This window comes from Streptomyces sp. NPDC042002 (assembly GCF_055588305.1).
Window position 1 is genome coordinate 372,053 of sequence record NZ_JBVJCT010000005.1, and the last position, 22,095, is coordinate 394,147.

14 protein-coding genes are annotated in these 22,095 nt (G+C 70.1%); 4 read left to right on the forward strand and 10 right to left on the reverse strand.

Features of this window, described 5'->3' with window-relative positions; translation table 11 throughout:
* Positions 1 to 224 precede the first annotated feature (224 nt).
* Positions 225 to 5,165, reverse strand: coding sequence for an NAD-glutamate dehydrogenase (locus ACZ6KY_RS11560; protein WP_469310104.1), 4,941 nt, complete (start codon positions 5,163 to 5,165; stop codon positions 225 to 227).
* Positions 5,166 to 5,791: 626 nt separating this feature from the next.
* Here ACZ6KY_RS11560 and ACZ6KY_RS11565 point away from each other — a divergent pair.
* Positions 5,792 to 6,358, forward strand: a complete 567-nt coding sequence (locus tag ACZ6KY_RS11565; RefSeq protein ID WP_469310105.1) for a DJ-1/PfpI family protein — start codon at positions 5,792 to 5,794, stop codon at positions 6,356 to 6,358.
* A 185-nt stretch (positions 6,359 to 6,543) separates the two neighbouring features.
* Here ACZ6KY_RS11565 and ACZ6KY_RS11570 read toward each other — a convergent pair whose 3' ends face one another.
* On the reverse strand, positions 6,544 to 7,209 hold the full coding sequence (locus ACZ6KY_RS11570; RefSeq protein ID WP_469310106.1) for an HAD family hydrolase: 666 nt from the start codon (positions 7,207 to 7,209) through the stop codon (positions 6,544 to 6,546).
* Positions 7,210 to 7,268: 59 nt separating this feature from the next.
* Complete coding sequence (locus ACZ6KY_RS11575) at positions 7,269 to 7,784, reverse strand: DUF6912 family protein (protein ID WP_469310107.1); 516 nt, start codon at positions 7,782 to 7,784, stop codon at positions 7,269 to 7,271.
* A 1,009-nt stretch (positions 7,785 to 8,793) separates the two neighbouring features.
* On the opposite strand from ACZ6KY_RS11575, the gene ACZ6KY_RS11580 reads away from it, so the two are divergent.
* Positions 8,794 to 9,060 carry an Rv3235 family protein gene (locus ACZ6KY_RS11580; RefSeq protein ID WP_469310108.1) on the forward strand — a complete coding sequence of 89 codons (267 nt, stop codon included), beginning with the start codon at positions 8,794 to 8,796 and terminating at the stop codon, positions 9,058 to 9,060.
* A 113-nt stretch (positions 9,061 to 9,173) separates the two neighbouring features.
* Here the strand turns inward: ACZ6KY_RS11580 and secA are convergent, their stop codons facing one another.
* Positions 9,174 to 12,017, reverse strand: a complete 2,844-nt coding sequence (secA, locus tag ACZ6KY_RS11585) for a preprotein translocase subunit SecA (protein ID WP_469310109.1) — start codon at positions 12,015 to 12,017, stop codon at positions 9,174 to 9,176.
* Positions 12,018 to 12,261: 244 nt separating this feature from the next.
* On the opposite strand from secA, the gene ACZ6KY_RS11590 reads away from it, so the two are divergent.
* Positions 12,262 to 12,828, forward strand: a complete 567-nt coding sequence (locus tag ACZ6KY_RS11590) for a GNAT family N-acetyltransferase (protein WP_469310110.1) — start codon at positions 12,262 to 12,264, stop codon at positions 12,826 to 12,828.
* Between the two features lie 134 nt (positions 12,829 to 12,962).
* Complete coding sequence (locus ACZ6KY_RS11595) at positions 12,963 to 14,216, forward strand: winged helix-turn-helix domain-containing protein (protein WP_469310111.1); 1,254 nt, start codon at positions 12,963 to 12,965, stop codon at positions 14,214 to 14,216.
* A gap of 84 nt (positions 14,217 to 14,300) precedes the next feature.
* Here the strand turns inward: ACZ6KY_RS11595 and ACZ6KY_RS11600 are convergent, their stop codons facing one another.
* The 6 genes from ACZ6KY_RS11600 to mtrA all read right to left on the reverse strand — a co-directional run bounded on the left by ACZ6KY_RS11600 (position 14,301) and on the right by mtrA (position 22,088).
* The gene (locus tag ACZ6KY_RS11600) at positions 14,301 to 15,047 is read right to left on the reverse strand and encodes a response regulator (RefSeq protein ID WP_469310112.1); all 747 of its coding nucleotides are present in this window, start codon (positions 15,045 to 15,047) and stop codon (positions 14,301 to 14,303) included.
* Positions 15,048 to 15,256: 209 nt separating this feature from the next.
* A complete protein-coding gene (gene hpf / locus ACZ6KY_RS11605; RefSeq protein WP_389286169.1) occupies positions 15,257 to 15,949 on the reverse strand; it encodes a ribosome hibernation-promoting factor, HPF/YfiA family in 693 nt (230 codons plus the stop codon).
* Between the two features lie 315 nt (positions 15,950 to 16,264).
* The gene (locus ACZ6KY_RS11610; protein WP_469310113.1) at positions 16,265 to 17,191 is read right to left on the reverse strand and encodes a ComF family protein; all 927 of its coding nucleotides are present in this window, start codon (positions 17,189 to 17,191) and stop codon (positions 16,265 to 16,267) included.
* Between the two features lie 287 nt (positions 17,192 to 17,478).
* A complete protein-coding gene (locus ACZ6KY_RS11615) occupies positions 17,479 to 19,323 on the reverse strand; it encodes an LpqB family beta-propeller domain-containing protein (protein WP_469310114.1) in 1,845 nt (614 codons plus the stop codon).
* Entirely contained in the window at positions 19,313 to 21,397 is a 2,085-nt protein-coding gene (gene mtrB / locus ACZ6KY_RS11620; RefSeq protein ID WP_469310115.1) for an MtrAB system histidine kinase MtrB, read from the reverse strand. The genes ACZ6KY_RS11615 and mtrB overlap by 11 nt, the downstream gene beginning before the upstream one ends.
* 1 nt (position 21,398) lies before the next feature.
* Positions 21,399 to 22,088 carry a two-component system response regulator MtrA gene (gene mtrA, locus ACZ6KY_RS11625; protein WP_192582811.1) on the reverse strand — a complete coding sequence of 230 codons (690 nt, stop codon included), beginning with the start codon at positions 22,086 to 22,088 and terminating at the stop codon, positions 21,399 to 21,401.
* Positions 22,089 to 22,095: the final 7 nt, after the last annotated feature.

Below are 22,095 nucleotides of genomic sequence, written 5' to 3' on the forward strand. Positions count from 1 at the left end.
GCGTCTGTCCGTCCATAAAGCCGCCGGTCGGGCCGTCAGCCGAGCCAACCTTAAGCTAAATGTCCTATTTACCAGGTATAGGTAAATTACGAGCCGGAGTTTCGCCAGAGACCGGCAAGAAAGAACGACAACGGCCCCATACGCAACAAGGGCGCCCCGGGTCGTGATGACCCGGGGCGCCCCCGATCTCTTACCTCCCGGGCCTGTCGCCCGGGAACCACCGCCTAGGAATGCGTGCGCAACAGCGTCCGCATCGTCCGCATCGCCACCGACAGGTTGGCGAGGTCGAACGAGTCCGAGCCCTGGATCTCCTCCAGAGTGGTGCGGGCCCGCCCGAGGATCGCCGTGTTCTTCTCCTGCCAGGCCTCGAAGCGCTGCTCGGGAGTGGAGGTGCCGTTGCCCACCGCGAGGACATCCGCGGTGAGCGCCGCGTGGGCCGCGTACAGGTCCTCGCGGATCGACGCGCGGGCCATGGACTGCCAGCGGTCGGCACGCGGCAGCTCGATGATGCGGTCCATGAGCTTGGTGATGCCGAGACGGTCGGCGAGGTCGTAGTAGACCTCGGCGACGGCCATCGGGTCCCTGCCCATGCGGTCGGCCACCGAGACGATGTCCAGCGCCGGGAAGGCGGAGGAGAACCCGGCCACGCGGGTGGCGAGTTCGTCCGGCACGCCGGCGCTCGACAGCTCGTCGTAGATCTGCTGGTACCACTCCAGGTCCGTGCCGCGGAGCAGCTTGGGCAGCTCCGACCACACCTGCTCGACACCGTCGCTGAAGAAGGTGATCGTCTCGGCGAGCTGGAGCGGCTGCGGCCGGTTGTTGAGCAGCCAGCGCGTGCCGCGCTCGACGAGACGGCGCGAGTGCAGCCTGATCCGGGTCTGGACGTCGGCGGCGACGACATTGTCGAGCGCCTCCACCGCGTCCCACACCGCGCTGGAGTTGAAGATCGCGCGGGCCGCGGTCTGCGCCCGGACGATCTCCTCCAGCGAGGCACCCGTCTCCTCGCGGAGGCGGTGCAGGAAGCTCGTACCGCCCGTGTTGACCGTGTCGTTGACCAGGACGGTCGTCACGATCTCGCGGCTCAGCGCGTGCCCCTCGATCTGCTCGCGGAACTTGTCGCGCAGCGCCGTCGGGAAGTACGCGTGCAGCAGGCTCTGCAGATACGGGTCGTCGGGCAGCGAGGTGGCGAGCAGTTCGACGGAGACCGTGATCTTCGTGTACGCGAGGAGGACCGCCGTCTCCGGACCGGTCAGGCCCTGACCGGCGTTGAGCCGCTCGCGGATCTGCCGCTCGGTGGGCAGGAACTCCAGCGCCCGGTCGAGGTGCCCCTCACGGACCAGATGGCGGAGGAACCGCTGCTGGGCGTGGAGCATGCTCGGGGACTGGGCCAGCGCGTTGGCGATCGCCGTGTTCTGCGCGTAGTTGTTGCGCAGCACCAGGGCGCCGACCTCGTCGGTCATCTCGGCGAGCAGCTTGTTGCGCTGCTTGACGGTCAGATCGCCGTTGGCCACCACCGCGTTGAGCAGGATCTTGATGTTCACCTCGTGGTCGGAGGTGTCCACGCCCGCGCTGTTGTCGATGGCATCGGTATTGAGCTTGCCGCCCTGCTGGGCGAACTCGATCCGGCCGAGCTGGGTCAGCCCCAGGTTGCCGCCCTCGCCGACGACCTTGACGCGCAGGTCGCCGCCGTCGACGCGGATCGCGTCGTTGGCCTTGTCGCCGACGTCCGCGTGCGACTCGGCGGACGACTTCACATAGGTGCCGATGCCGCCGTTCCACAGCAGGTCGACGGGCGCCTGGAGGATCGCCTTCATCAGGTCGGCGGGCGTCATCTTCGCGGCGCCGGACTCCAGGCCGAGGGCCTCACGGACGTGCGCGTTGACCGGGATGGCCTTGGCGGTCCGCGGGAAGACGCCGCCGCCGGCCGAGATCAGGCCGGTGTCGTAGTCCGCCCACGAGGAGCGCGGCAGCTCGAAGAGGCGGCGGCGCTCGGCGTACGAGGTCTCCGCGTCCGGGTTCGGGTCGATGAAGATGTGCCGGTGGTCGAACGCGGCGACCAGCCGGATGTGCTCGGAGAGCAGCATGCCGTTGCCGAACACGTCGCCTGACATGTCTCCGACGCCGACCACGGTGAAGTCCTGCGTCTGGGTGTTGACGCCCAGCTCCCGGAAGTGCCGCTTCACGGACTCCCAGGCGCCGCGGGCGGTGATGCCCATCTTCTTGTGGTCGTATCCGGCCGAGCCGCCGGAGGCGAACGCGTCGCCGAGCCAGAAGTCGTACGCCTGGGCGACCTCGTTGGCGATGTCCGAGAACGTCGCCGTGCCCTTGTCGGCGGCGACCACGAGGTAGGTGTCGTCCTCGTCGTGCCGGACGACGTCGGCGGGCGGGACGATCTCACCGGCGACCATGTTGTCGGTGATGTCGAGCAGCGCCGAGATGAAGGTCCGGTAGCTGCGGATGCCCTCGGCCAGCCAGGCGTCGCGGTCCACGGACGGGTCGGGCAGCTGCTTGGCGACGAAGCCGCCCTTGGCGCCGACGGGCACGATGACGGTGTTCTTCACCATCTGCGCCTTGACCAGGCCGAGGATCTCCGTGCGGAAGTCCTCACGCCGGTCGGACCAGCGCAGACCACCGCGCGCGACCTTGCCGAAGCGCAGGTGCACACCCTCGACGCGCGGCGAGTACACCCAGATCTCGAACGCCGGGCGCGGCGCCGGGAGGTCCGGGATGGCGGTCGGGTCGAACTTCATGGAGACGTACTCGTGCGGCTTGCCGCCGACCGCGTGCTGGAAGAAGTTCGTGCGCAGGGTCGCCTTGATCAGGTGGAGGAAGGACCGCAGGATCCGGTCCTCGTCCAGTGAGGCGACCTGGTCGAGCGCGGCGTCCAGCTCCTCCAGCAGGGCGTCGGTCAGCTCGACACCGGCGCGCTGGCGCTCCGGCGACATCCGCGCCTCGAACAGCGAGATGAGCAGCCGGGTGGTGTGGACGTTGTTGCGGAGGGTGTCCTCCATGTAGTCCTGGCTGAAGGTGGAACCGGCCTGGCGCAGGTACTTCGCGTAGGCGCGCAGCACCATCGACTGCCGCCAGGTCAGTCCGGCGCTCAGCACGAGGGCGTTGAAGCCGTCGTTCTCGGCCTGTCCGGTCCAGGTGGCGGCGAAGGCCTCCTGGAACCGCTCGCGGCCGTCGTCGCCGAGGGAGTCGCCGTTGCCGTTCAGGGACTTGGGCAGGCGCAGACCGAAGTCGTAGATCCACGCGGTCGTACGGTCCGAGCAGCGCAGTTCGTACGGCCGCTCGTCGGTGACCTCGACGCCCAAGCGGTTCAGGGCCGGCAGGACCGCGGAGAGCGAGACCTGCTCGCCGGTGCGGTAGATCTTGAAACGGCGCTCGCCGGGCGCCGCGCCCACCGGCTCGTACAGGCTGAGCGCGAAGTCCTTGCTGGGCTCCTGGCCGAGTGCCTGGAGGTGGACCAGGTCGGCGACGGCGGAGCGCGGGGAGTGGTCGGCCTTGTAGCCCTCGGGGAAGGCGTTGCCGTACCGGCGCAGCAGTTCGGCGGCGCGCTCCTCGCCGCACTCGGCGGTCAGCGCCTCCGCGAAGCCGTCGGCCCAGGAGCGGGCGGCCTCGACGAGTCGCGCCTCGATGCGGTCCTTGTCGGAGTCGGAGAGCTGCGGGAGCTCGGTGCCCGGCTCGACGCGGACCACGAAGTGCAGCCGGGACAGGATCGACTCGGTGTTCCAGGCCGTGAAGTCGACGCTGGTGCCGTTGAGCTCTTCCTTGAGGATGTCGATGATCCGCAGGCGCACACCGGTCGTGTAGCGGTCGCGCGGGAGGTAGACGAGGGCCGAGTAGTAGCGCCCGTACTCGTCCTGGCGCAGGTAGAGCCGCAGCCGGCGCCGCTCCTGGAGGTACAGGACGGACGTGACGATCGCCCGGAGCTCGTCGGCGGGGGTCTGGAACAGCTCGTCGCGCGGGTACGTCTCCATGATCTGGAGGAGGTCGCGCCCGTCGTGGCTGTTGGGCGAGAACCCGGCACCGCGCAGGACTTCCTCGACCTTGCGGCGGACGACGGGCACCCGGCGCACGGACTCGGTGTACGCGGCGGAGGAGAACAGGCCCAGGAAGCGGCGCTCCCCGATGACGTCACCGTTCTCGTCGAACTTCTTGACCCCGACGTAGTCCAGGTACGAGGGCCGGTGCACGGTGGCCCGGCTGTTCGCCTTGGTCAGGATCAGCAGCTTGTGCTCGCGGGCCTTGGCGCGGGCGTCCGCGGGCAGCCGCTCGAAGGACGGGCTGACCGGGTGGCTGTCGTCGCCGCCGTGCGGCGGGTCGGAGCGCAGGATGCCGAGCCCGGTGCCGGGGACGGCGGCCAGCGAGTCGTCGTCGCGCAACTGGTACTCGCGGTACCCGAGGAAGGTGAAGTGGTCGCCGGAGAGCCAGCGCAGCAGCTCTCGGGCCTCCTCGACCTCCTGGTCGCGCAGATCGTCGGCGGTCGGCTCCTTGGGGAGCTCCTCCGCGATCCGCAGCGCCGCGTCGCGCATCTTCTCCCAGTCCTCGACGGACTCACGGACGTCGGACAGGACGCGCAGCAGATCGGCGGTGATCTGCTTCAGATCGGCCCGGTCGGTCTCCCGGTCGATCTCGACGTGGATCCAGGACTCGACGTGCGCGTCGTGCGGCAGCTCCTCGGCGGAGGGCCGCGTGGGCAGCACCTCGATGAGCTCGCCGGTGAGGTTGCGCCGCAGGACGAACTGCGGGTGGATGACGACGTGGATGCCGCGTCCCTGGCGGGACAGCTCGTTGGTCACCGAGTCGACGAGGAAGGGCATGTCGTCCGTGACCACCTCGACGACGGAGTGGCTGCAGGTCCAGCCGTTCTCCTCGACGGTGGGCGTGTGCACGCGCACGTTGGCCGTGCCCTGCGGGCGGTTCTCGGCCAGTCTGTAGTGGGAGAAGGCCGCTCCGAAGACATCGACCGGGTCGCGGTCGGTGAGGTCCTCCGGGGCCGTGTGCAGGTAGTAGCGCTGGAGGAACGCGAGCACGGTGTCCCGGTCGGGGGTGCCCTCGTCCGTCGTCCCAGTCGGTAGGTGCCCCCCGACCGGGCTGTTCTCAGCTACCCGGGCGGCCCGTTCGAGCAGCTCGGCCTTGGCTTCGTCCAGCTTGGTCTGCATTGTCCTCTGGCTCCTGTCGCGCGCCGTTGCGTGACGTTGAAGGAAGTACGGTCTCGTCGCTTCCGACGCAACGCCGTGACGCGGGGTGTCCGGTCTGCTTCGACGCTATGCCGCAAGGTGAGATGGGCGGAGGGGTATCGGCCATTCTCGACGCCCCCGGAGACTGTGACGCTGCTCTCGGCGACGTCCCTGCCCGGGGTGCCCTCGACGTACGGAGTGCGTTGCCGTGGGCGCTCGCCGCGTTTCCGCTCGCGCATACGGCCGTCGCCATGATCCCGTCCCGCCCGTGAAGATCAGCGATTGCCGCCCGGTCACGGATGTCGTCCGTGCGCTCCGGGCGCGGGGCGGGGGCGACGATGCCCCCGCGAGATATCGCGCTGATCACGCCACCAGGCTATCGCCCCCGACCCGGGGGTCGTCATGAGCCGCATGTGTACAAAACCGGGGGTGGAACTTTGACACTATGCACAGGGACGAATGGGGCGATGGCATGCAGTGCGGGCCGACCGCAAGCTACCGTCGTCCTACGGGCAGTGTTCTGCCCCTTGGCAAGTACCTCCCCCGGAGGCAGGTTGACCGGGACGGCGAACGGAACGCGCAAGGACGGCCGACGGGAGCGCAGCACCATGGCAGCGAAGATCCTCATTGTCACCGGCGACGCGGCGGAGTCACTGGAAGTCCTCTACCCCTACCAGCGCCTGCTCGAGGAGGGTTACGAGGTCCACATCGCGGCTCCCACCCGCAAGAAGCTGCAGTTCGTGATCCACGACTTCGAGCCCGGCTTCGACACCTACACCGAGAAGCTCGGCTACACCTGGCCCGCGGACCTCTCGTTCGCCGAGGTCGACCCCGGCGCGTACGTCGCCCTGGTCATCCCCGGCGGACGTGCGCCGGAGTACCTCCGCAACGACCTCGAACTCCGCAAGATCCTGAAGGCCTTCTTCGACGCGGACAAGCCGGTGGCCCAGATCTGTCACGGTCCCCTGCTGACCGCGGCCGTCGACAGCCTGAGCGGCCGCCGCGTCACGGCGTACCCCGCGCTGGAACTCGACATGCAGGCGGCGGGCGCGACCTTCCAGGACGCGGAGGCCGTCGTCGACGGCACGCTGGTCTCCGCCCGCGCCTGGCCGGACCACCCCGCCTGGATGCGCGAGTTCCTCAAGGTGCTGCGCTCTAAGGCCCCGGTGAACTGACGGGCGCGACGGCCCGGGGCGGCCGACCGTCCCGGCGCCGGGGCGACCGTCCCCGGGCCGGGCGCACCAGGGCCAGGGCACGGGCACGGGCCGAAGGTACCGGCCGAAGGCAGGTCGGGGCAGGTCGGTGAGGTCGTCGGTGAGGTCAGGGCCAGGCGCCTTGAGCGGGCCCAGGCCCGCTCCCCTCAGGCAGCCAGCCGCCCGGCCTCCTCGACCGCCTCTTCCAGGCTGTCCACCACGGGAACACCGGCCTCCTCCAGGCTGGCGCGACTGTGGGAACCCCCGGTGTACAGCACCGCCCCGGCACCGACATGCCGGGCGGCCAACGCGTCGTCCACGGCGTCGCCGATCACCACCACGCGGGCCGGCTCGACACCCGCTATGGCTCCGAGGTGTCGCACCATGTGCTCGGCCTTGCTGCCGCCGGAGGGCCCGGTCCGCCCGTCGACCCGGACGAAGTGCGGCTCGATCCCGAAGTCGCGCACCAGCGGGACCAGCTCCTCGTGCCCGTACATGCTCAGGAGGGACTGGCTGCGACCCGCCGCTCCCCACCCGGCGAGCAGCGCGGGCACCCCGGCGGTGAGCTCGCACGCCCTGCGGTGCTCGGCGTAGTACCGGTGGAAGGTCTCGTCCATGATCAGCCATTCGGCGTCCGTGGGCAGCCGCCCCATCAGACGCTCGTAGAACTTCGGCACGGGCACGCAGTACAGCGACCGATACCGCTCCAGCGTGATCGGCTCGAGCCCCAGCTCGGCGAACGCCGCGTTCGTCGCCCCGATGATCGCGTCATTGTCGTGGAACAGCGTGCCGTTCCAGTCCCACACAATGTGCGCGTTTCCTTGCTTCCCCATACAGGAAACGTACCCGCCACCACTGACAACACCTCATCGCGGGCGGGAACCGGGGGCGGCTACTCCCCGAGTCCGACCAGGCTGGGGATCTCCTGCGTGGCGAACCACAGCAGTACGTGGTCCTCGGCCCCGTCGACCACGAACTGGGCGTCGTCGTCCCCGACGTCCGCCGCGCCCAGCGCGCCCGCCGCCGCGGTCACGTCCGCCTCGGCGTCCACCGAGTCCACGTGTACGGCGGCCGCCTTGGACAGCGGCACGTCCTGGGAGACCCGCACCTCGCCGAGCGCCCCGGGATCGAGCCCCCGGTCGGGGTCGGCGGCCGCGGCCCGGTCCGGAACGTCGACGGCGACGACGACCCGGCGCCGTACGGCCCCCGGATCGACCGCCAGGAGTCGCAGCGAGGCCAGCGCGGCACGGCTCAGCGCCGCGTACTCCAGTTCCTCGATGTCGTCGGAGAGATACCACTCGCGCAGGGCGGGCGTGACCGCGTACGCGACGAACGGTCCCGCCTCCAGCTCTCCCGTCTTGTACGCCTCGGCGAGACCGGAGAGGGTCAGGGGGACGTAGACGCGCATGGCTGGCCGCTTTCGTAGTCGGGGCTCCGAGGGTCACGCAGTCCGAGCGCTCCGGGGAGGGCGGTCCCGCGCCTCCGGGGAGGGCCTTCAGGATACGTGCGGGCGTCCCCTTTCGAGGTCCCGGCCGCACCCTCCGTGGCGTCCACCCCGCGCCCGCGATTCACCCGGTACTCCCCTTCCCCGCCAAGGGGTCCGCCCCTCCCGGCAACCCTGATAGGTGAATTCTCCGGCCGCCGCGACGCGCGCCCGCCGTCCTTGCGCGGGCCCGCTCCCGCCTCGTACAAGATCTCCGACACGAAAGTTACCGACCGGTATCAATCGGCCCAACGACGATCGGGGACGACGTATGAACAAGGTGATGACCAGGGCAGGGCGCCATCCGGGCACCCGTCCGCCCGGCCGTCAGGACACCCGCCGCCCCGGCGGCGCCCCACCCCGCACCCCGGGCACAGGCACCCCCACCAGTCCCCCGAGCGGCAACCCGCCCCAGGACACGAACTCGTCCCCCGCGCACACCACGAGCGCCCTGGCGCCCTCACGGCCCCCGACCCACCCTTCCCCGTCAACGGGCCGCCCGGACGCGCCAGACCGGGCCCCGGACGGACCGAACATGGCACCGGGCAGGACGACAGGCCGACCGGACGCTGTACCGGACAGGGGTACTGGCCGACCGGACGCGGTGCCAGGCAGGGCCACAGGCCAGCCGGACGTAGTACCGGGCAGGGCCACGAGCCATGCGGCGGCGGAAGCGGCAGTGGCGAGGGCGGCGGCCGGAAGCCGATCGGCAGCGGCACTGGCCACCGGCGATCCGACGGCGGCACGCGGCGCGGGCCACCCGTCGGGGGGACCGGCGGGCAGCCGGTCCCTGGCAACGGCGCGCGGCGGGGCCCGGCCGCTCGCCACGACGTCCGCGGAAGCGCCTCGGCGCCCCGCTCCCCAGCCCCGCCCCACCGATGTCTTCGCCGAGCGTCTGCTGGCCGTACTGAGCGGTGCGCGCCCCGTTCACTGCATGCTCCGCCACACCGCGGGCCGCGCCTACGACGAACTGGCCTGGCTCGCCGAACGCGGCCCCCTTCGCACCCGCGGCGCCCGCCCCGTCGTACGGGACATCGGCTACTACGTCGCGCGCCCCGGCGCCGTCGAGGCCTTCGCCCGCATCGGCGCCGGCGACCAGCTCCGCGCCATGGCCTTCCGGCTGGAGCAGGGCCCCGACCTCCGCTGGCGCTGCACGGCGATCGAACTCGGCGGCCCCCGCATGCCCCGCCCGAGGGACTGAACGACTCCGGTCCGCGGCCTCGGGAAACGCGAAGGGCCGGACACCAGGTGCCCGGCCCTTCCGGCGTTACCGGTCGCGCGCGGCGGCAGTCGCCCGCCGCCCGCGACCCTCACTCACTTCTTGCGGCGCCGCGCGGCGCCCTTCTGCTGCTTGCGGCGCTCCGCGCGCGTGAGGCCGTCCGCCTCGGAGCGCACGGGCTCGTCGTCGCTGGCGAAGTCACCCTCGATGACGCCACCCTCGCCGTCCACGGTCGGCGCGGAGAAGTGCAGCCGGTCCGGCCGCTGCGGGGCGTCGAGCCCCTTGGCGCGGATCTCGGGTCGCATCCCGCCCGCGGGGACCGCTTCCTTCTTGGCGAGGGACGGCGCGGAGTCCTCGACCAGGACCTCCTCGACCTGCTGCTCGACCTGGACCTCCAGGTTGAACAGGTAGCCGACGGACTCCTCCTTGATGCCGTCCATCATGGCGCCGAACATGTCGAAGCCCTCGCGCTGGTACTCGACCAGCGGGTCCTTCTGGGCCATCGCACGCAGGCCGATGCCCTCCTGGAGATAGTCCATCTCGTAGAGGTGCTCGCGCCACTTGCGGTCCAGGACCGACAGCACGACCCGGCGCTCCAGCTCACGCATGATCTCGGAGCCGAGCTGCTCCTCGCGGGCCGCGTACTGGTCGTGGATGTCGTCCTTGATGGACTCGGAGATGAACTCGGCGGTCAGACCGGCACGGTCGCCTACCGTCTCCTCCATCTCGTCGACGGTGACCTTCACCGGGTAGAGCTGCTTGAAGGCGCCCCACAGCCGGTCGAGGTCCCACTCCTCGGCGAAGCCCTCGGCGGTCTCGGCCCCGATGTAGGCGTCGATGGTGTCGTCCATGAAGTGCTGGATCTGCTCCTCGAGGTCCTCGCCCTCCAGGACACGACGGCGCTCGCCGTAGATGACCTCGCGCTGCCGGTTGAGCACCTCGTCGTACTTCAGGACGTTCTTGCGGGTCTCGAAGTTCTGCTGCTCGACCTGCGACTGGGCGGACGCGATCGCGCGCGTGACCATCTTGTTCTCGATCGGCACGTCGTCCGGCACGTTCGCCATCGACATGACGCGCTCGACCATCTGCGCCTTGAACAGGCGCATCAGGTCGTCGCCCAGCGAGAGGTAGAAACGGGACTCGCCCGGGTCGCCCTGACGGCCGGAACGACCGCGAAGCTGGTTGTCGATACGCCGCGACTCGTGGCGCTCGGTGCCGAGGACGTAGAGGCCGCCGAGGTCCTTGACCTCTTCGAACTCCGTCTTGACCGCCTTCTCGGCACGCTCCATGGCCGCGGGCAGGGCGTGCGCCCACTCCTCGATGTGCTCCTCGGGGTCGAGGCCGCGCTGGCGCAGCTCCGCCTCGGCGAGGTCGTCGGGGTTGCCGCCGAGCTTGATGTCGGTACCACGGCCGGCCATGTTGGTGGCGACGGTCACGGCGCCCTTGCGGCCGGCCTGGGCGATGATCGGCGCCTCACGGTCGTGCTGCTTGGCGTTCAGCACCTCGTGCTGGATGCCGCGCTTGGAGAGCTGCTGCGAGAGGTACTCGGACTTCTCGACCGAGGTGGTGCCGACCAGGATCGGCTGGCCCTTCTCGTGCTTCTCGGCGATGTCGTCGACGACCGCCTCGAACTTGGCGACCTCGGTGCGGTAGATCAGGTCGGACTGGTCCTTGCGGACCATCGGCCTGTTGGTCGGGATCGGGACGACGCCGAGCTTGTAGATCTGGTGGAACTCGGCGGCCTCGGTCATCGCCGTACCGGTCATGCCCGAGAGACCGGGCATTTCCTTGCCGGTGTGGTCGTGGCGCTTGTAGAGGCGGAAGAAGTTCTGGAGGGTGATCGTGGCGAGCGTCTGGTTCTCGTCCTTGATGTCCACCCCTTCCTTCGCCTCGATCGCCTGGTGCATGCCCTCGTTGTAGCGGCGGCCGGCGAGGATACGGCCGGTGTGCTCGTCGACGATCATGACTTCGCCGTCGATGACGACGTAGTCCTTGTCCTTCTTGAACAGTTCCTTCGCCTTGATGGCGTTGTTCAGGTAACCGACGAGCGGGGTGTTCACCGACTCGTACAGGTTGTCGATGCCCAGCCAGTCCTCGACCTTGGCGACGCCGGGCTCGTGGATGGCGACGGTGCGCTTCTTCTCGTCGACCTCGTAGTCGCCGGTCTCCTCGATGCCCTTCAGGGAGTTGCCGGCCTCACCCTTCTTGAGGCGGGTGACCAGCTTGGCGAAGTCGCCGTACCACTTGGTGGCCTGGTCCGCCGGACCGGAGATGATCAGCGGCGTACGGGCCTCGTCGACGAGGATGGAGTCGACCTCGTCGACGATCGCGAAGTTGTGGCCGCGCTGGACGAGCTCGTCCTGGGCCCACGCCATGTTGTCGCGCAGGTAGTCGAAGCCGAACTCGTTGTTCGTGCCATAGGTGATGTCGCACGCGTACTGCTCGCGGCGCTGGGCCGGAGTCATGTTGGCGAGGATGCAACCGACCTCGAGGCCGAGGAACTTGTGGACGCGGCCCATCATTTCGGAGTCGCGCTCGGCCAGGTAGTCGTTGACCGTGATGAGGTGGACGCCGGCTCCGGAGAGGGCGTTCAGATACGCGGGCAGGGTTCCGACGAGCGTCTTGCCCTCACCGGTCTTCATCTCCGCGACATAGCCGAGGTGGAGCGCGGCGCCACCCATCATCTGCACGTCGTAGTGACGCTGGCCAAGGGCGCGCTTGGCAGCCTCACGGACGGTGGCGAAAGCCTCGGGCAGCAGGTCGTCGAGGCTTTCGCCGTCGGCGTACCGCTGCTTGTACTCATCGGTGAGGGCCCTCAGCTCGGCGTCGGAGAGGTTGACGAAGTCCTCTTCGATGGAGTTGACCTGGTCCGCGATGCGGTGCAGTTTGCGCAGGATCTTGCCTTCGCCTGCACGCATGATCTTTGAGAGGACGGACACGGGGGTTTGTCTCCTTGCCGGTCGGGCCTGGGACGGTCGGTTTCAATGACAGTTTCAAATCACAGCTTGAGCAACGGCCATCGTAAGCGAGGACCGCACCACGCCGGGAGGCCTGCCCGTGACAGCCACTAGGACAACGGGCAGGGGTTGCCGAAGGTGCCGCAATCGCACAGCGAAAAGTAGCGAACCGCTCACTCAGGGCAAAGGAATGGCGTCCTTCGGGATGCCCGAGCAGAATCGGCCGATGGACCCCGTCACGCTGACCACCGACCGTCTCCTCCTGCGCGCCGTGGGAGTGGACGACACCGACGCCGTCTACGAGGCCGCCCAGGATCCCGATATCCAGCGCTGGACGACGATCCCGTCGCCCTATCTGCGTGAGCACGCGACCGGCTTCACGGACCAGATAGTGCCCGAGGGCTGGGCGGACGGCTCCGCCTTCGCCTTCGGTGTCTTCCTCCCCTCCGGGGAGTTGGCGGGAATGGTCTCCATCACCATGCGGTCCCTGGGCGTCGGCGAGGTCGGCTACTGGGCGACGAAGGAGCACCGCGGCAACGGCTACACCGCCGAAGCCGTCGTCGCCGCCTCCCGCTGGGCCTTCACGGACCTGTCCGTCGACCGCGTCGAATGGCGTGCCGAGGTCGGCAACACCGGTTCCCGAGCGGTCGCCGAACGCGCCGGCTTCACCATCGAGGGGACCCTCCGCTCCGCCATCAACAACAAGGGCGTACGCAGGGACTGCTGGGTGGGCTCGCTGCTCCCCTCGGACCTGGGCCTCCCGTCGACGGCGCCGTACCTGCCGGCCAGGTGAGGGCCGTACCGGCTCCCGGGGGCGGGTCCCGCCGTTCCCGTCCGAGCCGGCTCCCGACGCCGGGTCCGGCACCCGCGCCGACGCGGTCGCCCCGCCCGTCCCCCGTTGTCAGTGGCACCGCCTAACGTGTGGGCATGACGAGTCTCCCGCGTCCCACCACCGAACTCTCCGCGGACGAAGCCCGCCGCATCGCCCTGCGGGCGCAGGGTTTCATGGGCGCCCCTGATCGCAGGGCGGGCGTCCGCGGAGTCCTGCGGCACCTCGGCGCGGTCCAGCTCGACACCATCTCCGTCCTCGCCCGCTCGCACGAACTGATTCCGTACGCCCGTCTCGGCGCCGTCGGCCGCAAGACCGTCGAGCAGGCCTACTGGACGTCCACACCGCCCGCCGACACACCCCCGGCGCCGCACGCGTTCGAGTACTGGTCCCACGCGGCCTGCGTCCTGCCCGTGGAGGAGTGGCCCCACTTCGCGTTCCGCCGCCGCGCCTACCGTGCCCGCCCGCACTGGAGCCACGACCTGCCCGACGGCGCCTACGACCAGGTCGTCAAGCAGCTGCGCGCCGAAGGGCCCCTCACGGCCACGGACTTGGGCGGGGCGAAGAAGACCAGCGAGTGGTGGGACTGGTCGGGCACCAAGGTCGCCGTCGAGCGCGCGCTGATGTACGGCGAGGTGGTGTGCGTGGAGCGGCGCGGCTGGAAGCGGGTCTACGACCTCGCGGAGCGCGCCATCCCGAAGCAGCTGCTCCATGACGAGCTGGACGACAGGGAGTGCCTGCGCCGTCTCGTCCGCCTCGCCGGACAGTCCCTCGGCGTCGGCACGCGCGCGGACATCGCCGACTACCACCGCCTCAGGCTGGAGCAGGTCGACGCGGTGGTCGCGGACTCGGGCCTGGTCCCGGTGACGGTGGAGGGCTGGGGCAGGTCCGCCGCCGGAAAGGGCGGTGCCAAGAGTCCCGGCGGAAGACCGGCGGGAGACGCGTGGGCGGACCCGCTGGCGCTGGAGACGGCCCCGCGCGGCCGCCACCGTACGACGCTCCTGTCGCCGTTCGACTCCCTCGTCTGGGAGCGGGCGCGCACGGAGCGGATCTTCGATTTCACGCACCGGCTGGAGGCGTACACGCCCAAGCCGAAGCGGATCCACGGCTACTTCGCGATGCCGGTCCTCGCCGGCGGCCGGCTCGTCGGCCGGGTGGACCCGGCCCGGGAGGGCCGCACGCTGGTCGCCAGGCAGGTCACCCTGGACGGCGCCAAGGCGGTCCCGGCGGTGGCCCAGGCCCTGGCGGAGGCCGCGAGCTGGGTGGACTGCACGGATGTACGGGTGGAGCGGGTGGACGCCCCGGACCTGCGCGAGCCGCTCGTCGCGGAACTCGTCAGCATTCTGGGGTGACGCGGGGCGGCGTCCCGGGGTGTGATGCCTCGGGATGCCTCGTGGGGTCCTCGCGTGACGCCCGGCGGCGCCTTCGGGTGACGCCTAGCGGATCTCGAGGATCTTCTCCCGCATCGCGTACACCACGGCCTCCATCCTGGAGTGCAGCTGCAGCTTCTCCAGGATGTTGCGTACATGGTTCTTCACGGTGTTCTCGGAGATGAACAGCTCCTTGGCGATGTCGCGGTTGTTCATCCCCGTGGCCACGAGCTTGAGGACCTCCAGCTCGCGATCGGTGAGCCGCGGCGCGGGCACCAGCCGGCGCTCGTCCGTCCGCTGGATCATCGACTTGAACTCGGTGAGGAGTTTCGACGCCATCGAGGGGCTGATCTGCGACTGTCCGTCGGCCACCGCCCGAATGGCCGTGGCCACCTCGTCCGTGGAGATCTCCTTGAGGAGGTACCCGGTCGCACCCGCCTTGATCGCGTCGTAGAGGTCGGCCTCCTCGTCGCTGATCGTCAGCATGATGATCTTCGCGCTGGGGGCCACCTCCTTGATGGAGGTGCACGCCTCGATACCGCCGCGCTTGGGCATCCGTACGTCCATCAGCACGATGTCGGGCAGCAGGTCGGCAGCCTTGTCGACCGCCTCCGCCCCGTCCCCCGCCTCACCGACGACCTGGATGTCCTCCTCGGCCGCGAGCACGATCTCCAGACCACGGCGGAAGAGGGCGTGGTCGTCCACGACAAGGACCCTGATGGGCTCCTTGCGTGAAGTGCCCGCGTCCAGGCCGGTGGCGACGACTCCGCCGTCGGCATCACCGGCACGCATCGGTCCGAAGCTGTCCGCCATCGTTCCTCCCCCTGAAAGCCGTGGCCTGTGTTTCCGTGCCATCGCCAACCCAAGGCAACGGCCCACCGGTTGGGCCGGTCCGGCCATGATTCCATGTCCGGACGTCGGCGGGGTGACGGAGCGGGACGTGAAGTGGTCGCACACCGGTGCCCCTGGGGGCGCACTCGCGCTCCAGGGGCACCGGCTCAGCCGTTACCGGGGACGGCCGGTCAGCCGCCGAGCGCGCCGCCCGGCGCGTCCGCTCCGCCCTGGGTGACCATCGGGTCCGTGCTGAGGTGGATGACACCGTAGTCGTACGCGTGCCGCCGGTAGACGACGCTGGGCTCCTTTGTCTCGGAGTCGACGAAGAGGTAGAAGTCGTGCCCGACCAGCTCCATCTCGTAGAGCGCCTGGTCGAGCGTCATCGGTGCGGCCACGTGGGTCTTCTCGCGGACGACACAGGGGCCTTCGCCCATGATCTCGAGAGAACCGATCTTCTTTGTGGGCACGGCGTCCGGCTCCTCGTCGTGGACGACGCTGCCGTTGCCGTTCAGGGTCGCGGCACCAGGGACGACGTCGGCGACCTCGGCCGCCGAGATCCTGCCGTTGCCACGGCGGGTGTAGCGCTTGTCGTGCTGCTTGCGCAGCCGGGCCTCCAGCTTGTCCGCGGCCAGGTCGAGTGCTGCATACGCGTCGCTTGCCGCTGCCTCCGCCCGGATCACCGGCCCGCGGGAGTGGAGCGTGATCTCCACCCGGTCACTGCGGTCGGCCTGTCGGGGGTTGGGCTCCTTGGACACCTCGACGTCGAGGCTGATCACCTTGCCGTCGAGCTTCTGGATCTTCTCCAGCTTCAGCTTCTCGGCCACGTGCTTGCGGAACCGCTCGGGCACCTCGGTCTTGCGGCCCTTGACGACGATGTCCACGCAGAACTCCGTTCCCGGATAGCCCCGCTCCACTGGCGGAGCATCTCCCTTTTGCACCAGGCTCCGGTGAGCCCCGGAACCTCGGACTCGGTGACTTTCACCTCCTCCTCCCCCAAGGACAAGATCTCCACCCCACCGATGCGGGTGATTGCTGAAAACCCACGGTTCGGCACTCGGATGCGCGAGGTACGGCCTGCGCCATTGCCTCACAACCGAACATATCTCGCCCGGACGGATGACGTCACCCTCTACTGATACGTACCTCCGTTCAGGTGAATTGACCCACTCATTACCTGCAACGATGCAAGTTCTCGGTCAGTTCCAGTTTATTTCGAAGGCGTCCGGCGGTGCAGCGACCACAGCCGAGCAGACCGCTTCACCGCTTGTTCCTCCGGCCTGCTCCCTACCCGCGATTCGCCCGTACACCTCCGCCCGCCCCCTCCTCTCACCCGTCCACCGCAGCGCCCGCGCACCCGACTGTGCGACCCGTACGGCACGCGCCGCCTCCGCCAACGACGCCCCTGTCGTCATCAGGTCGTCCACCAGCACGACCCGGCCCCCTTCGGCCAGCAGTCGCTCGCCCCCGGCCACGACCTCCAGGGCGCCCTCCAGATTCTCCAGCCGCTGCCGGGAGTCCAGCCCCGACTGGTCGGCCACGGCACGCCGCTGCCGCAGCACGGCGAGCACCCGGGCGGGCGTTCCCGTGCGTCGCAGCTCGCCCGCCGCCGCGAGCGCGATCCGTCGCCCCGGATCATGTCCCCGCGCCCGAACCGCCCGCCGCGCGGACGGCACGGGTACGAGCAGCACGGGCCCGTATCCCGTCCCCGTCGCCCGAATCACCGCGCCACCGGTGTCCGGCCTGTCCCTCTCACCCCACGCTTCCCCCTTCCCGAGCCTCAGCCGCCCCTCCGGAGCTGTCGGCCGCCTGGCCGGACCAGGACGTCGTACCGGCCCCAGACCCGCCCGCACAGCCCCGGCGAGGGCCGCTCCCAAGGGTGCGGCCAGTGCCAGCGCACCCCGTTCCTTGTGGGCGAGGAGCGTGGCCCGCACCTCGTCCTCGTAGGGGGCCGCCGCGTGCACCACGGGCAGCCCCATCGGCTCGGGCACCGGTCGCACCCGGCACGGAGCGGCCCCGCTCAGGGCGGCACGGCACTCCGGGCAGAGCACCGTGCGAGGCCTCCCACAGCCTCCGCACTCGGCCGGCAGCACCAGATCCGTGAGGTCCTGCCACCACCCCCGCATGGCCACCACTGTGCCAACGCCCGGCCCGCTCGGCCACCCCTGTGGAAAACCACCTGTGGACAACTCTCGGAGCGGCCCTGCGCGGTCGTACGACAGGGCGGAGGACGGAGGAATGGCAGGGCGGAGAACCGCAGGGCAGGAGGACCGCACGGCCGGAGAACGGCACGGCGAGAGGACGGCACGGCGGACACGGACCCGCGAGATGCGTATGCGGCCCGCCCCGGAAACGGCGGTGGACCCGCCCGGAAACCGGACGGGCCCACCGCTGAGCCGAGGGACACACGGCGCTACCCCGGATAGACCGGCGCCGTCCCGTCCTGGACCACCTTCTGCCACTGCTCCCCCGCCGACAGCCGCACGATCCCGTCCGTCTCCGAGTGCGCCACCAGCGGCAGCTGCTCGTCCTCGGACGCGGCGATCTCCTTGACGTTGGCCAGCGCGGAGGGCGAGGTGCCCAGCGGGGTGGAACCGTCGACCTGCACGTACTGCATCTGCTGCACGCCGCCCTTCTCGCTGCCGACCACCACGAGGCGGCTGTCACCGGCCCAGGACATGGCCGTGACCTCCTCCAGCTGGGGCGCCACGGAGCGCGGTTCGAAGATGTACGCGCCTGCGGGCTCCCCGGGCTTGGACCGCTCGATACGGCCGATCTGCAGCGAGCTCTTGCCGTCCTTCTCGACGATCAGCGCGATGCGCACGCCGTCGGCGGCCACCCGCACCGCCTCGACGCGCCCGTCGAGCTCCGGCGCCTGCACGACGATGGGCTCGCCCGCGCCCTTCTGCAGCAGAAGCAGCCGGGGGTTCTTCGGATCACGGTCGGCCACCCACAGGTCCCCCCGCGCGTCCCAGCTGGGCGTCGTCAGCCGGTCGTCGGCCGTCCTGCCCTGGCTGCGCAGCACCGGCTCGGCGAGCGAACCGCCCGAAACCAGCGACCCGACGTACAGGTTCCGGCCGTCGGCCGACACCCCGGCCGCGCTGCTCTCGTCCCGCGACACCGCGGCCGCCCGCAGCTTCTTGTCGCCCTCGCCCAGCGCACCGGGCACCGGCTCGGGCTTCTTGTCACGGTTGCCGCCGGGCATCCGTACGAGCCGCTGGTCGTGGTCGATGAAGTACTGGTACTCCGGGTGCTCGCCCGTACCGTGCGAGGCGACGCTCTCGGCCCCGGCCTTGTTCAGCACGCACAGCTGCGAGCCGTTCGACCTCTGGAGCTCCACCTCGTCGACGCCGGTGGGGGTCAGATCCCGCAGGGTGAGGAGGAGCTGGGCCGCCATCTGCCTGCACTGGGAGCTTCCGACCCGGTCGGCCTTCGCGTTCAGCGGCACCGTGACGCTGTTGCGGTCGTCAGGAGACAACGACACATCGCTGTTCTTCAGTTCCGTGCCCGAGGGGAAACTCGACCTGACCACCGGGTCCAGCCAGCTCGTGGGCCCCTTCAGGAGCGCGCGCACGATCTGCGTCATCGGGTCCACCTGCGCGCGCACGTAGACCGGGTCGGCGACGGTCCCCAGGGGACGGCCGCTCCCGGAGGTCCCGTTCGACGCGTAGAAGTACTTGTTCACGGACACGTAGTTCCGCTGGAAGTCGGACGTGCCCATCACGACGCCCTGCGGCAGCCCGTCGATGCGCCACTGCTTGTTGCTCTTCAGCTTGGTCAGGTGCACCGATCCGCTGTACGCGCCGGAGTCGGGCCCGTACGCGTGCCGGCCGTCGACCGTGGCGACCTTGCTGCCGTTCAGCCGGAACAGGGCGTCACCACTGCCGTCCTTGGTACCCGAGGGCATTCCCGCAGGCTCCGGCGCGTCCGCGAGGACCGTCGTCGAGCGGTACGGATCCCACGTCTTGCGCGCGCTGTCGGTGAGGTACTTGCCGGCCGTCTCGTACTTGGCGTCGTCGCTGGTCAGCGCCTCCAGGAAGCCCTGCACGATCTGCGCCGCCGAGGCGCCGGGATGCGGCGGCATGGCGTAGACGCGAACCTGCGAGTCCTGGCGCGGTGTGGACTCCACCCCGCGCAGATCCCCGCTGTCCGGCATCGAGGCGCACCCCGTCAGCAGCAGGGCTCCACAGCCGAGATACACCACGACGCGCACCGGACGGCGTCCGCGGACGCCGCTCCCCCCGCGGTCAGCGCCCACGAAATGCCTCCCCATGTCCGAGCTCCTCCGGCGTCTCGCCGTCCCGCCCCCGCTCCTGCGCGGTCCGTTCCCGGCCGGTGCCGGATGTCTCCTCCTGGCGGCGCAGCGCCCCGGCGGGCCGGGGCACCACGCGGGCGCCGTTGCCCGGCAGCGCCGTCGGATCGGCCGTGGGCGAGGCCCCGGCCAGCCGTGGGGCCATGGCCCCACGCGGCGGTATCGGAGCCGTCGCGGCCCCGGGCTGCTGCACGGGAACCGTGGCCAGCTTCGTACCGCCACCGTGCGGCAGGCCGGCGTCGTCGAGTCCGCGGTTGCGCCGGGAGTCCTTGGGCTCCAGCGGTATCGGCGATCCCCTGAGCGGCTCGTCGGCCGTCCGCGGCAGGGTCAGCCGGAACTGCGAACCGCCGCCCGGCTCGCCCCAGGCCTGCAGCCAGCCGCCGTGCAGCCGCGCGTCCTCCAGGGCGATGGACAGCCCGAGACCCGTGCCACCGGTGGTACGCGCGCGTGCCGGGTCGGCCCGCCAGAAGCGGCTGAACACGCGGGTCGCCTCGCCGGGCTTCAGCCCGACGCCGTAGTCGCGGACCGCGATCGCGACCGCTCCGCCCGCCGCGGCGAGCTTGACGACGACGTCCTTGCCCTCGCCGTGCTCCACGGCGTTGACGACGAGGTTGCGCAGCACCCGCTCGACCCGCCGGGCGTCCGCCTCGGCGATCAGCGGCTGCTGGTCACCCTTGATGCGTATGTGCGTGCCCTTGCGCTCGGCGAGCGGCTCGGCTCCGCCGACCACCCGTCGTACGACTTCCCTGAGGTCGATCGCGTCGGCCTCCAGCGCCGCGGCGCCCGCGTCGAACCGGCTGATCTCCAGCAGGTCGGCGAGCAGCGTCTCGAACCGGTCCAGCTGGTCGGCGAGGAGTTCGGCCGACCGCGCGGTCACCGGGTCGAAGTCCACGCGCGCGTCGTGGATGACATCGGCGGCCATCCGCACGGTGGTCAGCGGTGTGCGCAGCTCGTGCGACACGTCGGACACGAACCGCCGCTGCATCCGCGAGAGGTCCTCCAGCTGCTGGATCTTCAGCTGGAGGTTCTGCGCCATCTTGTTGAAGGCCTCGCCGAGGCGCGCGATGTCGTCCTCGCCTGTGACCTTCATACGTTCCTGGAGGCGTCCGGCGGAGAGCCGCTCGGCGATCCCGGCCGCCATCCGCACGGGTGTGACGACCTGGCGCACCACGAGCCAGGCGATGGCCCCGAGGAGCACCACGACGAACAGTCCGGCCGTCGCGAGCGTGCCCTTGACCAGGCTCAGCGACTTCTCCTCCTGCGTCAGCGGGAAGAGGTAGTAGAGCTGGTACGCGTCACCGTTGGGGTCGTTGACCTGCTTGCCGATGACCAGCGCCGGCTGGGATTCCCGGCCGTCCTTGTAGACGACACGGGTGTAGCTCTGCGCCGCCGCCGTGGTCCTGTCGACCCGGGCGCGCAGGTTCTCGGGCACGCTGACCGTCGGGTCGACCTGACCCGAGTACCGCGGCGCGAGGCCGGCGCTGCCGTCGCCCGACGCGGTGGAGTTGAGCGTCACCACGTCGAACGCGCCCTGCCCACCGCTGGACAGGGACACGACGAGGTCGGTCATCCACTGGCTGACGTTCTTCGACGGGCGGCCGTCGGCGCTCGTACCGTCGTCGCCGTTCGCGGTCGCCGCCGAGTCCGCCTTCTGCTTGGCCACCGAGAAGCCACCGGTGGCCTGGCTCTGCGAGGCCCTCACCTTGGCGTCCAGCAGGCCGTTGCGCACCTGCCCGATCACGACGAAGCCGAGCAGCAGGACGACGCCCATCGACATCAGCAGTGTCGTCGCGACGATCTTGAGCTGGATGTTGCGCCGCCACAGCCGCATCACGGGCAGCAGCGGACGCCGCACCCAGCGTATGAGCAGCCGGAGGACCGGGCTGCCCTGGACTCCGCCCTGGAGCAGCCCGCCCTCGAAGAATCGTTCCCAGCGGGAGCCTGTCATTTTCCGGCCGACAGGCCGCCCCGAACGGTCCCCCTGCTCAGCGGGCGCCGAAGCGGCACTGTCCCGTGACATGTCAGCTCGGCCCTGCCTTGTAACCGACACCTCGGACGGTCACCACGATCTCCGGGCGCTCCGGGTCCTTCTCGACCTTGGAGCGCAGCCGCTGGACGTGCACGTTGACCAGACGGGTGTCCGCCGCGTGCCGGTAGCCCCACACCTGCTCCAGGAGGACCTCACGCGTGAACACCTGCCACGGCTTGCGCGCCAGAGCGACCAGCAGGTCGAACTCCAGCGGCGTCAGCGCGATCGACATGCCTTCCCGTTTCACAGAGTGACCGGCGACGTCGATGACGAGATCGCCGATCGACAGCTGTTCGGGTGCCGGTTCCTCCGAACGGCGCAGCCGCGCCCTGATCCGCGCCACCAGCTCTTTTGGCTTGAACGGCTTCACGATGTAGTCGTCGGCGCCCGATTCGAGGCCGACCACGACATCGACGGTGTCGCTCTTCGCCGTGAGCATCACGATCGGCACCCCGGACTCCGCCCTGATCAGGCGGCACACCTCGATACCGTCCCGTCCGGGCAGCATCAGGTCCAGGAGCACCAGGTCGGGCTTGGCATCGCGGAAAGCGGCCAGCGCTTTGTCGCCGTCGGCTACGAAAGACGGCTCAAAACCTTCACCACGCAACACAATGCCGAGCATCTCGGCCAGTGCGGTGTCGTCATCGACGACAAGGACTCGTCCCTTCATAAACGACATCATCCCATTA